The sequence below is a fragment of the Roseivivax isoporae LMG 25204 genome, assembly GCF_000521865.1.
GTDB classification, from domain to species: domain Bacteria; phylum Pseudomonadota; class Alphaproteobacteria; order Rhodobacterales; family Rhodobacteraceae; genus Roseivivax; species Roseivivax isoporae.
The window spans coordinates 19,725-39,064 of record NZ_JAME01000012.1; the positions used below are offsets into that span (position 1 = coordinate 19,725).

The 19,340-nt window shown below is 70.1% G+C and carries 18 protein-coding genes; 7 read left to right on the plus strand and 11 right to left on the minus strand.

Going from position 1 to position 19,340, the window contains the following annotated elements; all coding sequences use genetic code 11:
- Positions 1-7: 7 nt before the first annotated feature.
- The 5 genes from RISW2_RS09380 to iscR form a co-directional block, all read right to left on the minus strand.
- The gene (locus tag RISW2_RS09380) at positions 8-322 is read right to left on the minus strand and encodes a heavy metal-binding domain-containing protein (RefSeq protein WP_043769589.1); all 315 of its coding nucleotides are present in this window, start codon (positions 320-322) and stop codon (positions 8-10) included.
- 35 nt (positions 323-357) lie between these two features.
- Positions 358-1,155: a polysaccharide pyruvyl transferase family protein gene (locus RISW2_RS09385; RefSeq protein WP_043769592.1), complete on the minus strand. Its 798-nt coding sequence runs from the start codon at positions 1,153-1,155 to the stop codon at positions 358-360.
- Positions 1,156-1,174: 19 nt separating this feature from the next.
- Positions 1,175-2,710 carry a Fe-S cluster assembly protein SufB gene (sufB, locus tag RISW2_RS09390; RefSeq protein ID WP_043769593.1) on the minus strand — a complete coding sequence of 512 codons (1,536 nt, stop codon included), beginning with the start codon at positions 2,708-2,710 and terminating at the stop codon, positions 1,175-1,177.
- Positions 2,711-2,746: 36 nt separating this feature from the next.
- Positions 2,747-3,793, minus strand: coding sequence for a cysteine desulfurase family protein (locus RISW2_RS09395; protein ID WP_043769799.1), 1,047 nt, complete (start codon positions 3,791-3,793; stop codon positions 2,747-2,749).
- 109 nt (positions 3,794-3,902) lie between these two features.
- A complete protein-coding gene (iscR, locus tag RISW2_RS09400; RefSeq protein WP_043769595.1) occupies positions 3,903-4,364 on the minus strand; it encodes a Fe-S cluster assembly transcriptional regulator IscR in 462 nt (153 codons plus the stop codon).
- Between the two features lie 172 nt (positions 4,365-4,536).
- Between iscR and RISW2_RS09405 the strand changes: the two genes are divergently transcribed.
- Together RISW2_RS09405 and RISW2_RS09410 are read left to right on the plus strand one after the other, a co-directional pair.
- Positions 4,537-5,190, plus strand: coding sequence for an alpha/beta hydrolase (locus tag RISW2_RS09405; RefSeq protein WP_043769598.1), 654 nt, complete (start codon positions 4,537-4,539; stop codon positions 5,188-5,190).
- A 31-nt stretch (positions 5,191-5,221) separates the two neighbouring features.
- Entirely contained in the window at positions 5,222-5,470 is a 249-nt protein-coding gene (locus RISW2_RS09410; protein ID WP_043769802.1) for a hypothetical protein, read from the plus strand.
- 28 nt (positions 5,471-5,498) lie between these two features.
- Here the strand turns inward: RISW2_RS09410 and RISW2_RS09415 are convergent, their stop codons facing one another.
- The 4 genes from RISW2_RS09415 to RISW2_RS09430 form a co-directional block, all read right to left on the minus strand.
- On the minus strand, positions 5,499-6,086 hold the full coding sequence (locus RISW2_RS09415) for a DUF924 family protein (protein WP_043769601.1): 588 nt from the start codon (positions 6,084-6,086) through the stop codon (positions 5,499-5,501).
- Positions 6,087-6,229: 143 nt separating this feature from the next.
- On the minus strand, positions 6,230-7,495 hold the full coding sequence (locus RISW2_RS09420) for an MFS transporter (RefSeq protein ID WP_043769605.1): 1,266 nt from the start codon (positions 7,493-7,495) through the stop codon (positions 6,230-6,232).
- Positions 7,496-7,583: 88 nt separating this feature from the next.
- On the minus strand, positions 7,584-8,633 hold the full coding sequence (gene queA / locus RISW2_RS09425; RefSeq protein ID WP_043769608.1) for a tRNA preQ1(34) S-adenosylmethionine ribosyltransferase-isomerase QueA: 1,050 nt from the start codon (positions 8,631-8,633) through the stop codon (positions 7,584-7,586).
- 37 nt (positions 8,634-8,670) lie between these two features.
- Positions 8,671-11,946 carry a YhdP family protein gene (locus RISW2_RS09430; RefSeq protein WP_043769611.1) on the minus strand — a complete coding sequence of 1,092 codons (3,276 nt, stop codon included), beginning with the start codon at positions 11,944-11,946 and terminating at the stop codon, positions 8,671-8,673.
- 107 nt (positions 11,947-12,053) lie between these two features.
- Here RISW2_RS09430 and RISW2_RS09435 point away from each other — a divergent pair, with 107 nt between their 5' ends.
- From RISW2_RS09435 to RISW2_RS09450, 4 genes are all read left to right on the plus strand, one after another.
- Entirely contained in the window at positions 12,054-12,515 is a 462-nt protein-coding gene (locus RISW2_RS09435; protein ID WP_043769614.1) for a peroxiredoxin, read from the plus strand.
- Positions 12,516-12,596: 81 nt separating this feature from the next.
- Entirely contained in the window at positions 12,597-13,409 is an 813-nt protein-coding gene (locus RISW2_RS09440; RefSeq protein ID WP_084615316.1) for a ferritin-like domain-containing protein, read from the plus strand.
- Positions 13,410-13,589: 180 nt separating this feature from the next.
- Positions 13,590-14,897, plus strand: coding sequence for a M23 family metallopeptidase (locus RISW2_RS09445; RefSeq protein ID WP_051491901.1), 1,308 nt, complete (start codon positions 13,590-13,592; stop codon positions 14,895-14,897).
- Positions 14,887-15,429, plus strand: a complete 543-nt coding sequence (locus RISW2_RS09450) for a bactofilin family protein (protein WP_043769618.1) — start codon at positions 14,887-14,889, stop codon at positions 15,427-15,429. The genes RISW2_RS09445 and RISW2_RS09450 overlap by 11 nt, the downstream gene beginning before the upstream one ends.
- An 84-nt stretch (positions 15,430-15,513) precedes the next feature.
- Here the strand turns inward: RISW2_RS09450 and RISW2_RS09455 are convergent, their stop codons facing one another.
- Positions 15,514-16,098, minus strand: coding sequence for an HNH endonuclease (locus tag RISW2_RS09455; RefSeq protein WP_043769621.1), 585 nt, complete (start codon positions 16,096-16,098; stop codon positions 15,514-15,516).
- Between the two features lie 204 nt (positions 16,099-16,302).
- Between RISW2_RS09455 and RISW2_RS09460 the strand changes: the two genes are divergently transcribed.
- The gene (locus RISW2_RS09460) at positions 16,303-16,722 is read left to right on the plus strand and encodes a VOC family protein (protein ID WP_043769624.1); all 420 of its coding nucleotides are present in this window, start codon (positions 16,303-16,305) and stop codon (positions 16,720-16,722) included.
- 28 nt (positions 16,723-16,750) lie between these two features.
- On the opposite strand, the gene RISW2_RS09465 is transcribed toward RISW2_RS09460, so the two are convergent.
- Positions 16,751-19,303 carry a penicillin-binding protein 1A gene (locus RISW2_RS09465; protein ID WP_043769626.1) on the minus strand — a complete coding sequence of 851 codons (2,553 nt, stop codon included), beginning with the start codon at positions 19,301-19,303 and terminating at the stop codon, positions 16,751-16,753.
- Positions 19,304-19,340: the final 37 nt, after the last annotated feature.

Below are 19,340 nucleotides of genomic sequence, written 5' to 3' on the forward strand. Positions count from 1 at the left end.
GGTGCCGTCAGCCCAGCACCACCGCCGTGCCCGAAACCGACACCATCAGCATCGACTCGCCCACGACCTCGTAATCGATGTCCACGCCGATCACGGCGTTGGCCCCGAGCTGCGCCGCCCGCGCCTCGAGCTCGCCGAAGGCGATCTCGCGCGCATCGCGCAGCTTGGTCTCGTAGGCGCCCGACCGGCCGCCCACGATGTCCGTCACCTGGGCAAAGAAGTCGCGGAAGACGTTGGCGCCCATGATGGCCTCGCCCACCACGATCCCCTTGTACTCGGCGACCTGGTATCCCTCGACGTTGTTCGTGGTCGTCACGATCATGTCCGTCTCCCGTGTTCCCGTCATCCGGCGCGCCCTCAGGCCGCCTCGTCCCGCCGCAGCTCTTCCGGGAAGGCGGCGAGCAGCGCGGCCTTCGCCGCCTCGATCCCGTCGGTATAGCCGAGCGGTCCGTCCCCGAGCGCGGCCAGCCGCTCCGGCACCTCGCCGAGCGTCAGCGGCCGCGGCAACGCCCGCCCGATCCCCGCGGCGTAGTCGTAGAACTTGAGCCGCGGGCTCTGGTGGATGCCCGCGGGGTCGAGCCAGGTGTTCGGGACCCCGTAGGCGTCGGCCACCACGAGACCGTGCAGGCTCGAGGACAGCACGTGCGCGCAGGACCCGATCTGCCGGCAGACCGCGTCCGCGTCGCCGCGCACGTCGATCAGCTGCAGCACCGGGTGCGCCGCGACAAGCGCCGCAAGCTCGGGGCTGTCCACATGCGCCATGTGCGGCACGATGCCGATCCGGTCTGCGCGCGCGGGCCGGTCCCCCAACGCGTCGGCGACCAGGAGCCCCGGATCCCCGTAGGCCCCGGCCGAGACGCCGAGAAGGCTCTCGGTGATCGGCCCGCGCAGCGCGGCGAAGCGCACCTGCGGAACGAAGTCGAGCCGGACGGGCTTCATGCATCCCGACCCCCAGATCCACGGCCGCGACCCGTCGGGCCGCGGGCCCTGGTGGGTGCGCCGCACGATCTGCAGGATCGACCCGATCGCGAAGATCTCCGCCGCCTTCGGCTCGGCATGCACGACCCCGCGCCCCGCCGCGAAGGCGGTGACGCGGGCCGAGATCGCGTCGCCGAAATTCGGCTGACCCGCCCACCAGTAGAGCTTCAGCGGCACGCCTCGCGCTCCCCGACCGTCAGCCCACCGAGCCTTCGAGCGAGATCGCCACGAGCTGCTGGGCCTCCATGGCGAACTCCATGGGCAGCGCCTGCAGCACCTCCTTGGCGAAGCCGTTCACGATCAGCGCGACCGCCTCCTCCTCGTCGAGGCCGCGCTGGCGGCAGTAGAACATCTGGTCGTCGTCCACCTTCGACGTGGTCGCCTCGTGTTCCACCCGGCTCGAGTTGTTCTTGACCTCGATGTAGGGGACGGTGTGCGCCCCGCACTTGTCGCCGATCAGCAGGCTGTCGCACTGGGTGTAGTTGCGCGAGTTCTTGGCCTTCGGGTGCATCGAGACGAGCCCGCGATAGGTGTTCTGCGCATGCCCCGCCGAGATGCCCTTGGACACGATGCGCGAGCGCGTGTTCTTGCCCAGGTGGATCATCTTGGTGCCGGTATCGGCCTGCTGGTAGTTGTTGGTGATGGCGATGGAGTAGAACTCGCCCTGGCTGTCGTCGCCGCGCAGGATGCAGGAGGGGTATTTCCAGGTCACCGCCGACCCGGTCTCGACCTGCGTCCACATCACCTTCGAGCGGTCGCCGCGGCAATCCGCGCGCTTGGTCACGAAGTTGTAGATGCCGCCGCGGCCTTCCTCGTCGCCGGGGAACCAGTTCTGCACCGTGGAATACTTCACCTCGGCGTCTTCCTCCGCGATGATCTCGACCACCGCCGCGTGCAGCTGCGCGGTGTCGCGCTGCGGCGCCGTGCAGCCCTCGAGATAGGAGACGTAGGACCCCTTGTCCGCGATGATGAGCGTGCGCTCGAACTGGCCGGTATTCTCGGCGTTGATGCGGAAATAGGTCGACAGCTCCATCGGGCAGCGCACGCCGGGCGGCACGTAGACGAACGAGCCGTCCGAGAACACCGCCGAGTTCAGCGTGGCGTAGAAGTTGTCGCTGACCGGCACGACCGAGCCCAGGTATTTGCGCACGAGCTCGGGATGCTCGCGGATCGCCTCGGAGATCGAGCAGAAGATGACGCCGGCCTTCTTCAGCTCCGCCTGGAAGGTCGTGCCCACCGACACGCTGTCGAAGACCGCGTCGACCGCGACCTTGCGGTCCGACGACCGGCCCTCCGCGGGCGCCGCCTCGGCGCCCTCGACACCCGCCAGGATCATCTGTTCCTTCAGCGGGATGCCGAGCTTCTCGTAGGTCTCGAGCAGCTTCGGGTCGACCTCGTCGAGCGATTTCGGCTTCTCGCTCATGCTTTTCGGACGCGCGTAGTAATACTGCTCCTGGAAGTCGATCTCGGGATAGTCGACCATCGCCCAGTCGGGCTCCTCCTTCTGGAGCCAGCGCTCGTAGGCGCCGAGCCGCCAGTCGGTCATCCACTCGGGCTCGCCGTTCTTCTCCGAGATGAGGCGCACGATGTCGGGCGTCAGGCCCTTCGGCGCGTAGTCCATCTCGATGTCCGTCTCCCAGCCGTACTTGTACTTGCCGCCGAGAGTGCGGACCTTGTCGACCGTCTCCTGGTCGACGCCTTCCTTGACGTCCGTCTGGTCCAGAGCTGCCATGTCCGTCCTTTCCAATCGTTCCGCACCGCTTCCGCGTCAGGCGGCGCGCGCGCGGAACCTTTCATGTGCCTTCAGCCACGCCTCGGTGAAGCGCGCCACGTCGGTCTCGGTGGTCGCCGGCCCGAGGCTGACCCGCACCGCCGAGGACGCGGTCACCGCGTCGTGGCCCATCGCCCGCAACAGCCGGCTCTCGCGGACCTTGCCGCTCGAGCAGGCCGAGCCCGCGCTGATCGCGAACCCGGCGAGGTCCATCTGCATCACCTGCGTCTCGCCCTTCCAGCCGGGAACCGCGAAACAGCTGGTATTGGGCAGCCGACGCGCCGCTTTCCCGACAAAAATAGTCTCTTCCGCGCCGGCTGCAATGAGAGATTCTAGAACGCTTCTAAGTTTTTCGACCCGCGCCCAGGCGCCGTCGTCGAGCGCGCGCTGCGCCGCCTCGGCCGCCGCGCCGAAACCCGCGATGCCCACCACGTTCTCGGTCCCCGCGCGCCGCCCCATCTCCTGACCGCCGCCGCGGATCCGCGCGGCGATCTCGGTCCCTTGCCGCAGGACCAGCGCGCCCACGCCCTTGGGGCCGCCGATCTTGTGCGCCGAGATCAGCGCCATGTCGCAGCCCATCCAGTTGAACGCCACGGGCAGCTTGCCGAAGGCCTGCGTCGCGTCGCACACGGCGAGCCCGCCGGGCAGGTCCTGCACCACGCCGGTCTCGGAATTGGCCGCCTGCAGCGCCGTCGCCCCGGGCGTCTCGACCCGAACGGTGCCGTCCGCGGCCACCGGCAGGACCGGGTCGATCCAGGCCGCGACCGCGTCGTGCTCGGCCTGCGAGCCCACGAGGCCGCGCCCCGCGCAGGCGAGCGCCGCGGCCTCGGTCGCGCCCGAGACGAACACCACGTCGGCGCCGTCCGCGCCGAACGCCGTCGCCACCTGTGCCCGCGCGCGCTCGACGAGCGCCCGCGCCGCGCGGCCTTCCGCGTGCACCGAGGACGGATTGCCCGCCACGTCCATGGCGGCCAGCATCGCCTCCCGCGCCTCCGGGCACAGCGGCGCCGTGGCGTTCCAGTCGAGGTAGACGCGCTCCCTCACGACCACACTCCCGGCGTCTTCTTGGCGGAAATATCCCGGGGTGACGGCGCGCCGCACGGCGCGCAGAGGGGCAGCGCCCCTCGCGTCCCCGACACGGGCGCGACGGGCCTCATGTCTCGTCCACCACGTCGAAGAGCGAGGGCACCGCCGGGCACGGCACGAGCGCGTTGCCCGCGACGTCCGACAGCCGCGTCTGGTGCAGGAAGACGTAGACATGCGCCGAGAGGCCCTGCCACAGGCGATTGGTCAGGGACTGCGCCCGCGACCCCGACAGCCCGCCGCTCGCGCCCGCCCCCTTGTGCATGGCGTCCACCGTCTCGTCGACCGCCGCCAGCACGTCGACCACGCGGATCTCGGTCGCGGGCCGCGCCAGCCGGTAGCCGCCGCCCGGCCCCCTGACCGAGGCCACGAGGTCCGCGCGGCGAAGCTTCACGAAGAGCTGCTCGAGATAGGGCAGCGAGATGTCCTGCCGCCGCGAGATGTCGCCCAGCGTCACGAGGTCGCCCGACGGCTGCAGCGCCAGGTCCACCAGCGCCACCATCGCATACCGCCCCTTGGTGCTGAGCTTCATGTCGTTCTCTCCCCATACTCCGCACGGGTCGGCCCGCAGGACGATTGACCTCGTCCGGCGGAGCGCATATCTGCCGTCGGACACGCGATCCGACGGCTTCCGGATTTAGAAGCGTTCTAAGGTTTCCGGAAGATCCCGTCAACGCTCGCCAGCCGAAGGAGCCCCGTCCCAAATGCCCGAGGTGATTTTCCCCGGTCCAGAAGGCCGCCTCGAAGGCCGCTACCACCCGCAGAAGGATCGCGACGCGCCCATCGCGATCGTGTTGCACCCGCACCCGCAATTCGGCGGGACGATGAACAACAAGGTGGTCTACAACCTTCACTACGCGTTCTACAACATGGGCTTCACGGTCCTGCGCTTCAATTTCCGCGGCGTCGGCCGCAGCCAGGGCGAATACGACCAGGGCGTGGGCGAATTGTCCGATGCCGCCTCGGCGCTCGACTACCTGCAATCGCTGAACGCGAATTCCAAGCATTGCTGGGTCGCGGGCTTCTCGTTCGGCGCCTGGATCGGCATGCAGCTCCTGATGCGCCGGCCCGAGATCACCGGCTTCATCTCGGCCTCGCCGCCGGCGAACATGTACGACTTCTCGTTCCTCGCGCCCTGCCCGTCCTCGGGGCTCATCGTGAACGGCACCGCCGACCGCGTGGCACCGCCCGCGGACACGCTGGCGCTCGTGAACAAGCTCAAGGAGCAGCGCGGCATCACCATCACCCACGAACAGATCGAGGGCGCGGGCCACTTCTTCGAGGACGCGCATCTCGACACGCTGGTCGGCACCGTCACGTCCTATGTCAAGCGCCGGCTGACCGAGACGAGCCGCTGAACCGGCGCATCGCCGGCAGGAGATGATCGCGATGGGTTATCTCGAGGATCTCGCCGACAAGCTCGCCCAGGACGTCCTCAAGGCGCAGGACGCCCTCGGCGAGGACCGTCTCTACATGGAGGTCGCGCGCGAACTCGCCGCGGCCTCGAACACGCTCGAGGAGGCGTTCCTGACCTCGGTCCGCGTGCGCCTCGCCGAGCGGCGCGCCCGCCGCTTCCTGATCGAACGCGTGCGCAAGGGCCGCGGCGGCGCGGTACCGCCGGAGGACGGGACGACCTGAGCCGCCCCGCCCGGTGACGGGACCGGCCTCAGGCGGTCGCCGCGACGCCGTCCTGCAGTTCGCGCACCGTGCGGCCGTAGCCGCCCCCCTCGACATAGGCGATCTCGCCCGCCGTCGGCTTGCGCGACAAGGCAGCGTTGCGGAACGGGAAGCGGCCGAAGCTGCGGATCACCTCGCGGTGCGCCTTGGCGTGCAGGAGGTTGTCCGCGCCGCCTTCCATGCGCTCCTTCATCAGGCGGACGCAGCGGTCCTGGTCGCACAGGTTCTCCGAATGCATCATCGGCATGTAGAAAAACTGCCGCGCCGGTTCGTCGATGCGCAGGTCCCAGCCGCGGTGCACCGCCTGCTTGGCCGCAGCCAGCGCGATGCGGTCGGAGGCGAAGGCGCGCGCCGTGCCACGGAACATGTTGCGCGGGAACTGGTCGGTCAGCACGATGTAGGCGAGCGCCCCCGACGGGTAGGTCAGCCACAGGGCGAAGCGGCCCTCCATCGCCTCTTCCCAGGTCTCCTGGAACCGTGCGCGCACCTGCGCGTCGAGGTCGGCGTCGCTCTTGTACCAGCCCTCGGGGCCCACCTCGTCGAGCCAGAACGTAAGTATTTCTTCCGGGCCTTCCATCACGCCGCTCCCTTCCTGCCAGCGGTATTTCCCAATGTCGCGTCCGCCACTATGACGACCCGCCGCGGCCCGAGACAGTCACTTTTCATGTCACGGGCTTTCATTCGGCATGTCGTGTGTCCGGGACGCCGGCGCAAGCGCGATCAGGTGGGATCCGTCTGCCCGGCGGCATCCTGCGCGGATTCGACGGCGAATTCCTGCGCAACCTCGAACGCGACCACCGAGGCGACCGGCGCCACGGGCGCATAGGCCCCGGTGACGTCCGAGGACGGCGCGGGACGGCGGGTCATGCGGTAGAGCGCGTAGACCGTCAGCAGCAGCATCGGCACCGCGATCAGCAGGAAGAACGCCGAGGCGCCGAAGCGGTCCATGAGCCAGCCGGTCAGAACCGGCCCCGCGATGGCGCCGAGCCCGTTCAGCAGCAGCATCCCCGCCGACGCGCTCGCCATCTCCTCGGGCGGCAGGTAGTCGTTGGTGTAGGCGATGAGGAGCGAATAGAGCGGGTTCGCGCAGCCCCCCATCACCACCGCCGCGCAGACGATGAGGCCGAACGAGCCCGGCGCGAGCAGCCCGACGACCCCCGCCGCGCCGCCGACGGCCGCGGCGCCCGCGATCAGCACGCGGCGGTCCATGCGGTCCGACAGCCAGCCGAGCGGGTACTGGAAGACCAGCGCGCCCACGTAGATCGCGGCGACGAAGATCGAGGTCTCGCCGAGGCTGAGGCCCGCCTGCGAGGCGTAGACCGCCGACATGCCGAACTGCGCCCCGTAGACCGCGCCCATGAGCAGCATGCCGACGCAGCCGAGCGGCGAGGTCCGGTAGAGCGCGAAGAGGCTCATGGGCCGCGTCGATTCGAAGGCGGGCGTCGGCGTCACGCTCAGCAGGATCGGCGCGAAGGCGATGGAGACGAGGACCGAGGGGATGACGAAGAGCAGGAAACCCGTCGGGTCCGGGACGTTCAGCAGCGCCTGCGCCGAGATGATCCCCACCATCTGCACGATCATGTAGAGCGACAGCGCCTGTCCGCGTGTCTCGTTCGTGACCGAGTTGTTGAGCCAGCTCTCGGCGGTGACGTAGACCCCGCAGAAGCAGAAGCCGATGATGACCCGGCCCACGATCCACGCCCACGGCGTCTCGATGGTCGGATAGAGGATCAGGACCGCCGAGATGAACGAGCCGAGCGCGGCGAAGACCCGCACGTGCCCGACCCTGCGGATCATGCCCGGCGCGACCTGCGAGGCGATCATGAAGCCCACGAAGTAGGCGGCCATGACCAGCGACATCTGCAGCGCCGAGAAGCCGGCCGCGCTGCCGCGGACGCCGAGGAGCGAGCTCTGCAGGCCGTTGCCGAGCATGAGCAGCATCATCCCGAGGAACAGTGCCCAGGAGCCTGCCAGAACCTTGATCATCTCTGTCGCCCCTGTTGCCCGGTCGAGTCGGCTCGGCGCACGGCTATCCAGTCGGCGCCGGCGCGTCCATGCCCTTTCCGCCCCGTTTTCACGGCAGGAGGAGCGAGGCGTCCCCGTAGGAGAAGAAGCGGTACCGCTCGGCAACCGCGTGGGCATAGACGCGGCGGATCCGCTCGGGGCCGAGGAAGGCCGAGACCAGCATCATCAGCGTCGATTTCGGCAGGTGGAAGTTCGTCATCAGCGCATCCGCCGCCCGGAAGGTGAAGCCCGGATAGATGAAGATGTCGGTCTCGCCCTGCCACGGCACGACCGCGCCCGTGTCGCGTGCGGCGGTTTCGAGGAGCCGCAGCGCCGTGGTGCCCACCGGCACGATCCGCCCGCCCGCCGCGCGCGTGGCGGCGATCTCGGCCGCGGCCGCCTCGGACACCTCGCCCCATTCGGCATGCATCCTGTGGCGCGTCACGTCCTCGACCTTGACCGGCAGGAAGGTGCCCGCCCCCACGTGCAGCGTGACATGCGTGAACGTCACGCCCCGCGCCTTCAGCCGGGCGAGCAGCGGCGCGTCGAAATGCAGCGACGCGGTGGGCGCGGCGACGGCGCCGGGGCGCGCGGCCCAGACCGTCTGGTAGTCCTCGCGGTCCTGCGCGTCCGCCGCCCGGCGCTGCGCGATGTAGGGCGGCAGCGGCATCGCGCCCGCCTCGGCCAGCGCCGCGTCGAAGGCGGCGCCCGCGAGGTTGAAGCGCAGGACCGCCTGCCCCTCGTCGCGCGCCTCGAGCACCGCCGAGAGACCCGCGGCAAAGCGCACCTCCTCGCCCTCGCGCAGCTTCTTGAGCGGTTTCACCAGCGCCCGCCACGTCCCGTCGGTTCCGGGTTCGAGCAGCGTCACCTCGATCCGCGCGGTGCCCTCGCCCGCCGCCCCCGGCCGCGTCCGCGTGCCGGAGAGCCGCGCGGGGATCACGCGGGTGTCGTTCAGAACCAGCCGGTCGCCCGGGCGCAGCCAGTCGACGAGGTCCGTCACCGTACCGTCGTGGATCGCGTCGCCCGCGGCCACCAGCAGCCGCGCCGACGACCGCGGCCGCGCGGGCCGCGTCGCGATCAGCTCTTCCGGCAGATCGAAGTCGAAATCGTCCAGTCGCATGTCTCTCGAGTCCCCGGAATCTGGGCCGCGGGTCCGCTCACTCCGCCCCGGGGGGCGGACGGCGGAAGATCTCGCGGAACATGCCGGGTGTGAACACCGAAAGCGGGTTGACCGCAACCTGCGGCTGGCTGCCCGGTCCGCGGATCGAGAAGTTGAAGCCGAGAAGCCCCTCGCCCCGCCGGGTCAGGAACGATCCGATCGAGTTCAGCACGTAGATGGGCGACAGCACCCCCTGGAGGTCGAGCGTGCCGGCCGCGAGGTCGACATAGCCGTCCATCGAGATGCCCATGGACGGCCCCGTGGCGGCCGAGCGGCGCAGCACCACCTGCCGGGGCGTCAGGCGGAACTCCGCGTCGACCGTCTGGAAATAGATGCCCGGCCCCTCGAGCTGGTCGATGATCCCCACGATGCTGATCGCGTCAAGCAGCGCGCCGATCGCCGGCGCATCCCGGAGCCGCGCGTCGGTGATCGTCGCGCGTCCCTCGTAGGTGCCCTGCGCGCCCGGGACCGGGTCGAGGTTCAGCACCATCCGCCCGCCCGCGACGGTGCGCAGGATGCCCGTCGATTCGAGCACGTTTCCCGCGTCGTCCGAGGCGAGCCGGACCGCCGTGCCGCCGTTCTGCGGCAGGAGCTGTCCCTGCACCGAGGCGCTCGTCCCCTGCATCGTCGCGGAGAAGGTGCCGTCGAGCCCGCCCGCCCGCGCCACGAACCGGCCCGAGAAGCCGCGGAGCGAGATGCCCTCCGAGATCGTCAGCCGGTCGAGCCGCACCGAGATCGGCGTGCCGCCCCCCGCGCCGCCGCTGCCGCCGCCGCCGCCCGCGGACATGCCCCGCAGGTCGAGCGTGCCGCCGTCCACCTGCACCTCGGGCGCCGCGCCGCCGCGTCCGACGAGCGTCACCGGCGCGTCGAGCCAGTCGCCAACGCGCACGCGGTCGAACGCCACGCGGTCGAGCCCGCCGCCCGCCCGCAGCCGCACGTCGCCCGAGGCGCGCAAGCCGCCTGCATCGATCTGCAGCACGTCGACCGCGGGCGTGGCGCCGAGCCGCCCCGCGACGGTCAGCGCGCCCTGCGTCCCCTGCCCGAGCCGCCAGCCGATCTGCGGCACCGAGAGCCCGAGACCGGCCAGCCGCGAGGTGAGCCGGAACCGCGGCGCGCCGTCGGGCGGCAGCGTGAGGTCGAGCGTTCCGGGCCCCGATCCCGACAGGAGGCCGTCGGGCAGCGCGATCCCGAACGTGTCCGCGGCCGCCTGGGACAGCATCACCTCGCCCTCGACGCGGCTGCCCGCGCTGCTGCCGGCACCGAGCGGCTGGGTCCAGCTGCCCTCGAAGGGCACGCCCGACAGCGTCGCCCGCCCGCCGACCCGCACACGCTCGTTGGTAACCGACAGGTCCAGCGCCGCGGCCTCGAGCATGCGGCCGGGCACCAGCGCGTCGCTCGACACGTCCCGCAGCGTGCCCTCGAGCGCGAGCTCCATGTCCTCGAGCGTGACGCCGGGCCCGAGCGGGCGCACCAGCGTACCCGCGACCGACACGTCGGCCTCGGCGATGTCCACCGGGCGGCCCGCCTTCTGCAGGAGCGACAGCGGCTCCATGTCGAGCAGTGACAGCGCCGCCGTCGCGCGGCCCTTGGCGGCAAGGCGCAGCTCGCCCGTCGCCGGCTTCTGGCGGGTGTCGGGAATGACGAATTCCGTTCCCGCGATGTCGATGGCGCCCCCTTCGGGCGGAGTCAGCGTGCCCCGGGCCACGCTGACCGCCAGCCGGTCGTCGTAGAGCGTGAACTGCCCGGCCGCCCCCTCGGCCGGTGGCAGCGTGTCGGCAAAGCGCACCGCCGCCTCGTGGAAGCGGAAGTCGAGATAGAGCTGCGGCCGTGTCCCGGGTTCCCGGCGGAGCGAGAAGACCGCGTCCTCCACCCGTCCGCCAAGCACGTTCGACACGAACCAGTCGCGCGTGCCGGGCGCCAGCGCCGGCGGCCAGTGGGCGGCAACGACCGCCGGGGTGGCGCGTTCGGCGGTCGCGTCGAGCCGCACGTCCCAGCCCTCGCCCGTGGCCGCCACCGCGCCCGACCCGCGCAGCTCCACCTCAGGATCCTCGACGCGCACGCGCCCGATCTCGACCCGGAACGGGTCGAGCCGCAGCCGGAACTCGAGCTCGGCCGCGTCGAGCGACAGGGGTTCGGGGAACAGCTCGCCCGGGTTCGCCTCGATCCCCGACAGCGCGAACTGTCCCACCAGCGCCTCGGGCAGCCCCGCGGCGATCCCCTCCAGCGTCACCCGGCCGCTCGCCTCGGCACGGCCCACGGTGCTTTCGACCGCGATCCGGTCGAAGGTGAGCGCGCCCGCCGCGGGATCGTAGGAGAAATAGGTCTCCGCGCCGCTGAACCGCACCGGCTGCGCGCCGTCCGTGGGCTGCAGCACGCCCCTGCCGATGCGCAGCGTCGCGTCGAGCCCGCCGAGCGCGCCCACCTCGTCGGTCCAGCCGCGCAGCGACCCGGCGATGGGCGCGCGCAGCGCGTCGAGCCACACCAGCGCCGGGCTCTGCGAGGCCAGGTCGCGCGCGTCGAGCCCGTCGAGCGCCACGCCGAAACTGAGCGCCGTCGACCCGATCCGGCTCTCTGCGTCGACGGTCAGCGTGGCGGCCGTGGCCCCGCCGCCCAGCACCGACACCGACCCGTCGAGGCGAAGCGCGCCGTCGCGCCGCACGATCGCGAGCTGGCCGCCATCGGCAAGCCATTCGCGCCCCGCGAGGAGGTCGCGGTACCGCACGGTCAGGCCTTCGGCGGCGATCCGGTCGAGGCCCGACAGCCGCGGATCGGCCAGCACCGCGTCGATCCGCGCCAGCACCTCGGGCAGCGCGGGCGGCGTCTGCCCGCCGCCGAGGATGCCGAGCCCGATGCCGAAGCGGCCCTCGGCGCTCCGCTCGAAGGTCATGAAGGCTCCCGAGGCGCGCGCCTCGCGCAGAACGATCTCGCCGCGCAGGAGCGGCAGCGCCTCGGTCGCCACCTCGAGCTGGGACAGGGCCGCGATGGGCGTGCCGTCGGGCGCGCGCAGGGCGGTGCCGCCGAGCCGCGCCCGCAGCAGCCCCTCGCGCGACACCACCACCTCGATCCGGTCGAAGTCGAGCGTCGCGCCCGGCACGAGGTCGGACAGGCGTTCCGCCACCCGCTCGCGCAGCCAGCCCGGCGCCTCGACCGGCGTGCCGACCAGCGCCCAGCCCCCCGCGGCCAGCGCCACGGCGAGCGCGGCCACCGCCAGCGCGATGCGCACCGGCCAGCGCCGCCGCCGCGGCGCCCCGTCCTGTCTCTCTTCCGGTTTCACTGGATGCGCGGCCCCGCTGCATTATCCTGTGTCCCCGCATTATGGAGCGCCGGCGCGGCGAAGGCCACGGGCGACCGGCGCTCCGACCACACCAGGGAGCCCCTCACATGCTGGATATTGCCGATACCGCCCCCGATTTCACGCTACCTTCGACCGGCGGCGCAGATGTCACGCTGTCCGACCTGAAACCCTCGAAGGTCGTGCTGTTCTTCTACCCGCGCGACGACACCTCGGGCTGCACCAAGGAGAACGAGGCGTTCTCGTCGCTGCTCGGGGAATTCGAGGCCGCGGGCGTGAAGGTCTACGGCATCTCGAAGGACAGCCTCGAGAGCCACGAGAAGTTCATGGCAAAGAAGTCGCTCACCGTGCCGCTCCTGTCCGACGAGAATTCAGACGTCTGCGAGCGCTACGGCGTGTGGAAGGAGAAATCCATGTACGGCAAGAAGTTCATGGGGATCGAACGCGCCACCGTCCTGATCGACGGCGAGGGCCGCATCGCGCGGGTCTGGCCCAAGGTGAAGGTCCCCGGCCATGCCGAGGAGGTGCTCGAGGCCGCCAAAGCGCTCTGAGCCCCCCGCACCGGCCGCACTGGCCCGCGGCGGCGGCCTCTGGCAGGAGGGACAGGACAGGTTCCCCACGGAGGCCCCGCCATGACCCTCACCCTTACCGAGATGGCCGTCGAGGTGCTGACCACCGCCGACGGCCGCGAGAAGACGGCGAAGTCGCGCGCCTTTGCGGCCGAGTGGGCCGCGTCGCGCGCGGCCGGCGACGCCCTGCCGCTTGGCGAGGCGACCCCGCCGCTCCGGCCGTCGCGGCCCGACCGCCCCAAGCTTCTCGACCCCCGCGAGGTCCCGCGCCGCCGCCCGGGATCGCCACAGGGACGCATCGCGCTCCTGCACGCGGTCGCGCATATCGAGCTCAACGCCGTCGATCTGCACTGGGACATCGTCGCGCGGTTCGCGCACGTGCCCCTGCCCGCAGGGTTCTACGACGACTGGGTCCGGGCGGCCGACGAGGAATCGAAGCATTTCGGCCTGATGTGCGAATGTCTCGAGGAACTGGGCAGCCATTACGGCGCGCTGCCCGCCCATGCCGGCATGTGGCGCGCTGCCGAGGACACCGCCGACGACCTCTTCGGCCGGCTGGCGGTCGTTCCCATGGTGCTCGAGGCACGCGGGCTCGACGTCACGCCCGGGATGATCGACATCTTCCGCAAGGCCGGCGCCGACAGTGCCGTCGCGGCGCTCGAAACCATCTATGCCGAGGAGGTGGGCCACGTCGCCTACGGGTCGAAATGGTACCATTTCCTCTGTGGCCGCCACGATGTGGACCCGACGCCACACTTCCACACCCTCGTCCGCAAATACTTCCACGGGGCATTGAAGCCGCCCTTCAACGAGGAGAAGCGTGCAGAGGCGGGACTGCCGCCGGACTTCTACTGGCCCCTGGTCGACTCTCGCTAAGGTTGCAGAGCCGCGCGCAAGATCGGCGGATTTTCGCCGGTTGCGCGCGATTCCGCGCCGCTTTTCCCCGCATCCGCCCGAAATCGTTGCGACCGAGCCGATGTCTGGCTAATGCCTTGCCCCAAGGTGCCGCCGGGGGAACGCGAGCGCCGGAATTGGGTCGGGAAGAGGGACGGACAGGTGAGAACGCGGTTCGCGATCAAGACACATGCGCTGCTCGAGCGCGTATTCCCCGAACGCAGACTCTTCCTCAGATCCGACAGTGATACCAGGTTCATACGGCTCCGGTCCGGCACGCAGGCGCTCGCCGCGGGCGGCGCCACGGTGGTGGTCGGATGGACCATCGTCGCCACCGCGATCCTGCTCATGGATTCAATCGGCGCGGGATCCTACCGCGAACAGGCACAACGCGACCAGGTCACCTACCAGCAGCGGCTGAACGCGCTGGCCCAGGAACGCGACGCCCGTGCCGCCGAGGCCCGCGCCGCGCAGGAGCGCTTCAACTCGGCGCTCGCGCAGGTATCGGTCATGCAGTCCCAGCTCCTCGAGACCGAGGCGCGCCGGCGCGAGCTCGAGACCGGCCTCGACGTGGTGCAGGCGACACTCGGCAACACGATGAAGGAACGCGAGACGTTCCGAAACCAGTACGCCACGCTGCGCAAGGACCTCGAGGACGGAGGCGCCACGCTCAGCGCCGAGGGCGACGACGGCACCGTCGATTTCCTGACCGCGGCCCTCGCCAAGACCGCCGAGGAGCGCGACCAGGTGGTGGCCGACGCCCAGGACGCGCTGATGCGCGCCGACGAGATGGCGACCGAGATCCGCCTGATGGAAGAGAAGAACGACCTGATCTTCCGCCAGCTCGAGGAGGCGATGACCGTCTCGGTCAAGCCGCTCGACAAGATGTTCGAGGCAGCCGGCATGGATCCCGACCGGATCCTCGACCAGGTGCGCCGCGGCTATTCCGGCCAGGGCGGCCCGCTCACGCCGTTATCCTTCTCGACGCGCGGCGAGGATCTCGGCGCCGATGCGAGCCGCGCCAACGGCATCCTGAACCAGATGGACCGGCTGAACCTCTACCGGATCGCCGCGCAGAAGGCCCCCTTCGCCTCGCCGCTGAAGGATCCGTTCCGCTTCACCTCCGGGTTCGGCTACCGCTGGGGCCGCCTGCACGCGGGCACCGATTTCGCCGCGCCGCACGGCACCGCGATCTACGCGACCGCCGACGGCGTCGTCACCCACTCGGGCTGGATGTCGGGCTACGGGCGCCTCGTGAAGATCCAGCACGATTTCGGGATCGAAACCCGATACGCCCACAACTCCAAACTCCTCGTGGAAGTCGGCCAAAGGGTCTCGCGCGGCCAGCAGATTGCTGCTATGGGAAACACCGGACGTTCGACCGGCACACACCTCCATTACGAGGTCCGTGTCGGCGGGAAAGCCGTCAATCCCATGACCTACATCAAGGCTGCAAACGATGTTTTCTAAGAGCAAGATCAACGACCCGGCGCCCAAGGCGGAGGAGTCGAAACCGGCAGCTCCGGAAACCGCGCCGCGTCAGTCATCCGACTTCAAGCCGTCCGCCCCGAAGGCGAAGCCCCCCGCGTCGGTGCTGTCGAGCGATCTGCACATCACCGGAAACGTCAAGACCACCGGCGACATCCAGGTCGAGGGGACGGTCGAGGGCGACATCCGCGCGCACCTGCTGACCGTCGGCGAGAGCGCGACCATCAAGGGCGAGGTCATTGCCGACGACGTCGTGGTGAACGGCCGCATCGTGGGCCGCGTGCGCGGCCTGAAGGTCCGCCTGACCGCCACCGCGCGTGTCGAGGGCGACATCATCCACAAGACCATCGCCATCGAGAGCGGCGCTCATTTCGAAGGCTCCGTGCAGCGCCAGGACGATCCGCTCTCCGCGCGCGGCAAGGGTGGCCAGCCGGCTCCGCAGCCCGGCAGCCACCAGTCGCAGCCGCAGGCCCAGCCGCAGCAGCGTCCCGCCGCCGCGTCGTCGGACAGCTGACCTCCCGGCGATCCGGACGCCACGAACGCCAAGGCCGCCGGTCCCGGCGGCCTTTCGCGTTTCCATGGGCGGGATCGGTGCGCCTCAGGCCTCGAGCTCGGCGTCCCAGTAGAGGAAGTCGATCCAGCTGTCGTGCAGGTGGTTCGGAGGGAACTTGCGCCCCATGTTGCGCAGCTCCTCGGCGCCCGGCTGGCGCGGCGGCTTGCGCAGGCTGAGGCCGGACCGCTTGAGCGACTTGGAGCCCTTGCGCAGGTTGCACGGCGCGCAGGCGGCGACGACGTTCTCCCAGCTCGTGATCCCGCCCGCAGAGCGCGGCACCACGTGGTCGAAGGTCAGGTCGGCTTTCGATCCGCAGTACTGGCAGCGGAATTCGTCCCTCAGAAAAAGATTGAAGCGCGTGAAGGCCACGCGCTTCTGGGGTTTGACGAAATCCTTGAGCACCACCACGCTCGGTATCCGGAGCGTCATCGAGGGGCTTCGGACCACCTCGTCGTATTCGGCGATGATGTCGACCCTGTCGAGGAAGGCCGCCTTCACCGCTTCCTGCCAGGGCCAGAGTGAGAGCGGATAATACGACAGCGGCCGGTAATCCGCGTTGAGCACCAGTGCCGGGTTCTGCCTCAAGGCCCCCGGCTCCCGCACGAAGGCGGTCCTGAAATCCCCGTCCATGAGCGACTCGTCTCCCGGCCTGCCTGCCCGTCCTCCGAAGCATCAGGACGGGACACCCCGCCCCAGCCTCATCTCACTATATATCGCGGAACCCTTTGATCAAGCCCCGCAATATGCGGTGTCTACCAAGGCAATATCGGGCGTTTGCAACATGGGCATGACGCGCCCCGTGACGCATGCTGCGCGCGCTGGTAGGCTCGGCGGATGACCACGACACCCCCTCCCCCGACCCACGTCCTCGAGGCCGCGCTCTATGCCGACGACCTCGACGCGGCGGAAGCGTTCTATTCCGGCATCCTCGGGCTCGAGGTCATCGTGCGGGTGACGGGACGGCACGTCTTCTTCCGCTGCGGCACCGGCGTGATCCTCGTGTTCGACCCGGCCGCGACCGAGACGCCCACGACGAACCCCGACCTGCCCGTGCCGCCTCACGGCGCGCGCGGCCCGGGCCATGCCTGTCTCGCCGCGGACGGCGCCGCGCTCGACGCCTGGCGCGTGCATCTCGAGGCATCTGGCATCGGGATCGAGGCCGATTTCCGGTGGCCGAACGGGGCGCGGTCGATCTATGTCCGCGATCCCGCCGGCAACTCGCTCGAATTCGCCGAGCCGAAGCTCTGGGGCTGAGGCACAGCCGCCTCCGCCCCGCGGCCGATCAGTAGAGACCGCCCGAGCTCAGTGTGCCGAAGCTCGCCTTCGGCCCCACCACCGCCTTGCGGCCGGTCGAGGTCGTGACCTCCCGCGCGCGCCCGTCCGGCTGGATGATGTCGAAGCCCGAGCCCATGGCCCAGCCGCCGTCCATCTGGATGCCGAAGATCGGCTCCTCGCCGCTGCGGAAACATTCCGAGACCACGTTCGAGCCGCTCGCGCCCTCGCCGAGGCGGGCGCCCGAGAACCGGTCGATGTTGATGAACTGGCACTCTTCCGGGACGCGGAACTCGCCGCCGCCGTACTTGGCCACGGCCTTCTGCATGAAGGACTGGAAGACCGGGCCACACAGCGTTGACCCGAAAGCGCTTTCCCCGAGCGTCCGCGGCTGGTCGTAGCCGATGTAGCAGCCCGCCACCACGTTCGAGGTGAAGCCCACGAACCAAACGTCCTTGGCGTCGTTGGTCGTGCCGGTCTTGCCCGCGGTGGGAACCGGCAGGTCGATCGCGCCGGAGGCGGTGCCGCGCTCGACCACGCCGCGCATCATCGAGGTCAGCTGGTAGGCGGTCACCGGGTCCATGATGCGCTCGCGGTCCGACACGATGCGCGGGCTCGACCCCGGCGCCACGTTCGGGTCGGCGCAGTTCACGCAGTCGCGCCGGTCGTGGCGGTAGACGGTGTTGCCGTAGCGGTCCTGGATGCGGTCGACCAGCGTCGGCTCCACCCGTTCGCCACCGTTGGCGAACATCGCGTAGGCCGCCACCATCTTGTAGAGCGTGGTCTCGTCGGCGCCGAGCGCGTTGGCCAGCTCCAGCCCCATGTTGTCGTAGACGCCGAACCGCTCGGCGTAGCGCGCAACCGTGGACATGCCGATCTCCTGCGCGAGGCGGATCGTCATCAGGTTCCGCGACTGCTCGATCCCGGTCCGGAGCGGCGTCGGGCCGTAATACTGGTTCGAGGCGTTCTTGGGCCGCCACACGCCCTGCGGCGTGTTGATCTCGATCGGCGCGTCCACGACGATCGTCGCCGGCGAGTAGCCGGAATCGAGCGCCGAGGCGTAGACGAACGGCTTGAACGACGACCCCGGCTGCCGCTGGGCCTGCGTGGCTCGGTTGAAGACCGAGTGCTGGTAGGAGAAGCCGCCCTGCATGGCGATGACGCGGCCGGTGTTCACGTCCATGGCCATGAACGCGCCCTCGACCACCGGCACCTGCCGCAGCGTCCAGCGGATGAAGCTGCCGTCCGAATCCGACGTCATCTCGCGCACGAAGACCACGTCGCCGACCTCCAGCAGGTCGCCCGCGACCGAGGCGCGGCCCTCGAGCCGCTCCTCCTCGCGGTTCCACTTGCGCGCCCACTGCACGTCGGCCGCCGGGATCCAGTGCCCGTCCTCGTCCTCGTCGACGCCCTCGATGCCGATGCGGGCGTCGTTCGCGCCCACTTCCAGCACGACCGCAGGGTGCCAGGGATGTTCGAGGTCGATGTCGCGCGCGACCCTCACGTCCCGCAGCGCCGCGCGCCATTCGGCCTCGCTGCCGAGCTGATCCGCGTCGATGCGCTCGCCGGTGCCGCGCCAGATGCCGCGGCTCCGGTCGTAGCTCTCGAGCGCGCGGCGCAGCGCCTCGGCCGCCTCGACCTGCATCTCGGGATCGAGCGTCGCGCGGACCGAGAAGCCGCCCGAGAAGAACTCGCCCTCGCCGAAATCCTCGGACAGCTGGCGGCGGATCTCGTCGGTGAAGTAGTCGCGCGGCGGCAGGCTCGCCTGGAACGGCTCGAAGTCCCCGCTCTGCACGGTGCGCAGCGGCGCGTTCAGCGCGCGCGTCATCTCGTCCTCGGTCAGGTAGCCGTTCTCGAACATCTCCTTCAGCACGAAGTTGCGCCGCGCCATCACGCGATCGTGGTTGCGGACCGGGTGATAGTCCGACGGCGCCTTGGGCAGCGAGGCGAGGAACGCCGCCTCCTCGGGGGCCAGTTCCGACAGCGACTTGTTGAAATAGGTCTGCGCGGCGGCGGTCACGCCGTAGGAGTTCTGCCCGAGGAAGATCTCGTTGAGGTAGAGCTCGAGGATCTTGTCCTTCGACAGCGTCTCCTCGAGCCGGGTGGCGAGGATGATCTCCTTGATCTTGCGCTCGGCGCGCCGGTCGCCCGACAGCAGGAAGTTCTTCATCACCTGCTGCGTGATGGTCGAGGCGCCGCGGATGTCCTGCCCGCGCGAGCGCACCGCGTCGACGGCGGCGGCAGCGATGCCGCGCGGATCATAGCCCTGGTGCTCGTAGAAGTTCTTGTCCTCGGCCGAGATGAAGGCCTGCTTCACCATGTCGGGGATCTCGTTCGCCGGCGTGAAGAGCCGACGCTCCTGCGCGAACTCGTCGATGATGCGCCCCTCGACGGAATAGATCCGGCTGATCGTCGGCGGCGTGTACTGCGCGAGGCTCTCGTGGCTCGGAAGGTCGCGCCCGTACATCCAGAAGATCGCACCGATGGACAGCGCGACCATGCCGACACCCAGCGTGACGAGGCTGAAGATGCCGCCGAAGAAGGACATGATGAATCGCAGCATGGGGCGCGCCTCCAGGTAGGATGGGCCGCGCGATAGC

Excerpts from the sequence above, each read along its gene's own strand:
- RISW2_RS09420 (WP_043769605.1), bottom strand. The coding sequence starts at position 7,495 with ATGATCAAGGTTCTGGCAGGCTCCTGGGCACTGTTCCTCGGGATGATG.
- RISW2_RS09455 (WP_043769621.1), bottom strand. The coding sequence starts at position 16,098 with ATGGACGGGGATTTCAGGACCGCCTTCGTGCGGGAGCCGGGGGCCTTG.
- RISW2_RS09440 (WP_084615316.1), top strand. The coding sequence starts at position 12,597 with ATGACCCTCACCCTTACCGAGATGGCCGTCGAGGTGCTGACCACCGCC.
- RISW2_RS09450 (WP_043769618.1), top strand. The coding sequence starts at position 14,887 with ATGTTTTCTAAGAGCAAGATCAACGACCCGGCGCCCAAGGCGGAGGAG.
- RISW2_RS09435 (WP_043769614.1), top strand. The coding sequence starts at position 12,054 with ATGCTGGATATTGCCGATACCGCCCCCGATTTCACGCTACCTTCGACC.
- queA (WP_043769608.1), bottom strand. The coding sequence starts at position 8,633 with ATGCGACTGGACGATTTCGACTTCGATCTGCCGGAAGAGCTGATCGCG.
- RISW2_RS09460 (WP_043769624.1), top strand. The coding sequence starts at position 16,303 with ATGACCACGACACCCCCTCCCCCGACCCACGTCCTCGAGGCCGCGCTC.
- RISW2_RS09410 (WP_043769802.1), top strand. The coding sequence starts at position 5,222 with ATGGGTTATCTCGAGGATCTCGCCGACAAGCTCGCCCAGGACGTCCTC.
- sufB (WP_043769593.1), bottom strand. The coding sequence starts at position 2,710 with ATGGCAGCTCTGGACCAGACGGACGTCAAGGAAGGCGTCGACCAGGAG.
- iscR (WP_043769595.1), bottom strand. The coding sequence starts at position 4,364 with ATGAAGCTCAGCACCAAGGGGCGGTATGCGATGGTGGCGCTGGTGGAC.
- RISW2_RS09415 (WP_043769601.1), bottom strand. The coding sequence starts at position 6,086 with ATGGAAGGCCCGGAAGAAATACTTACGTTCTGGCTCGACGAGGTGGGC.
- RISW2_RS09405 (WP_043769598.1), top strand. The coding sequence starts at position 4,537 with ATGCCCGAGGTGATTTTCCCCGGTCCAGAAGGCCGCCTCGAAGGCCGC.
- RISW2_RS09465 (WP_043769626.1), bottom strand. The coding sequence starts at position 19,303 with ATGCTGCGATTCATCATGTCCTTCTTCGGCGGCATCTTCAGCCTCGTC.
- RISW2_RS09380 (WP_043769589.1), bottom strand. The coding sequence starts at position 322 with ATGATCGTGACGACCACGAACAACGTCGAGGGATACCAGGTCGCCGAG.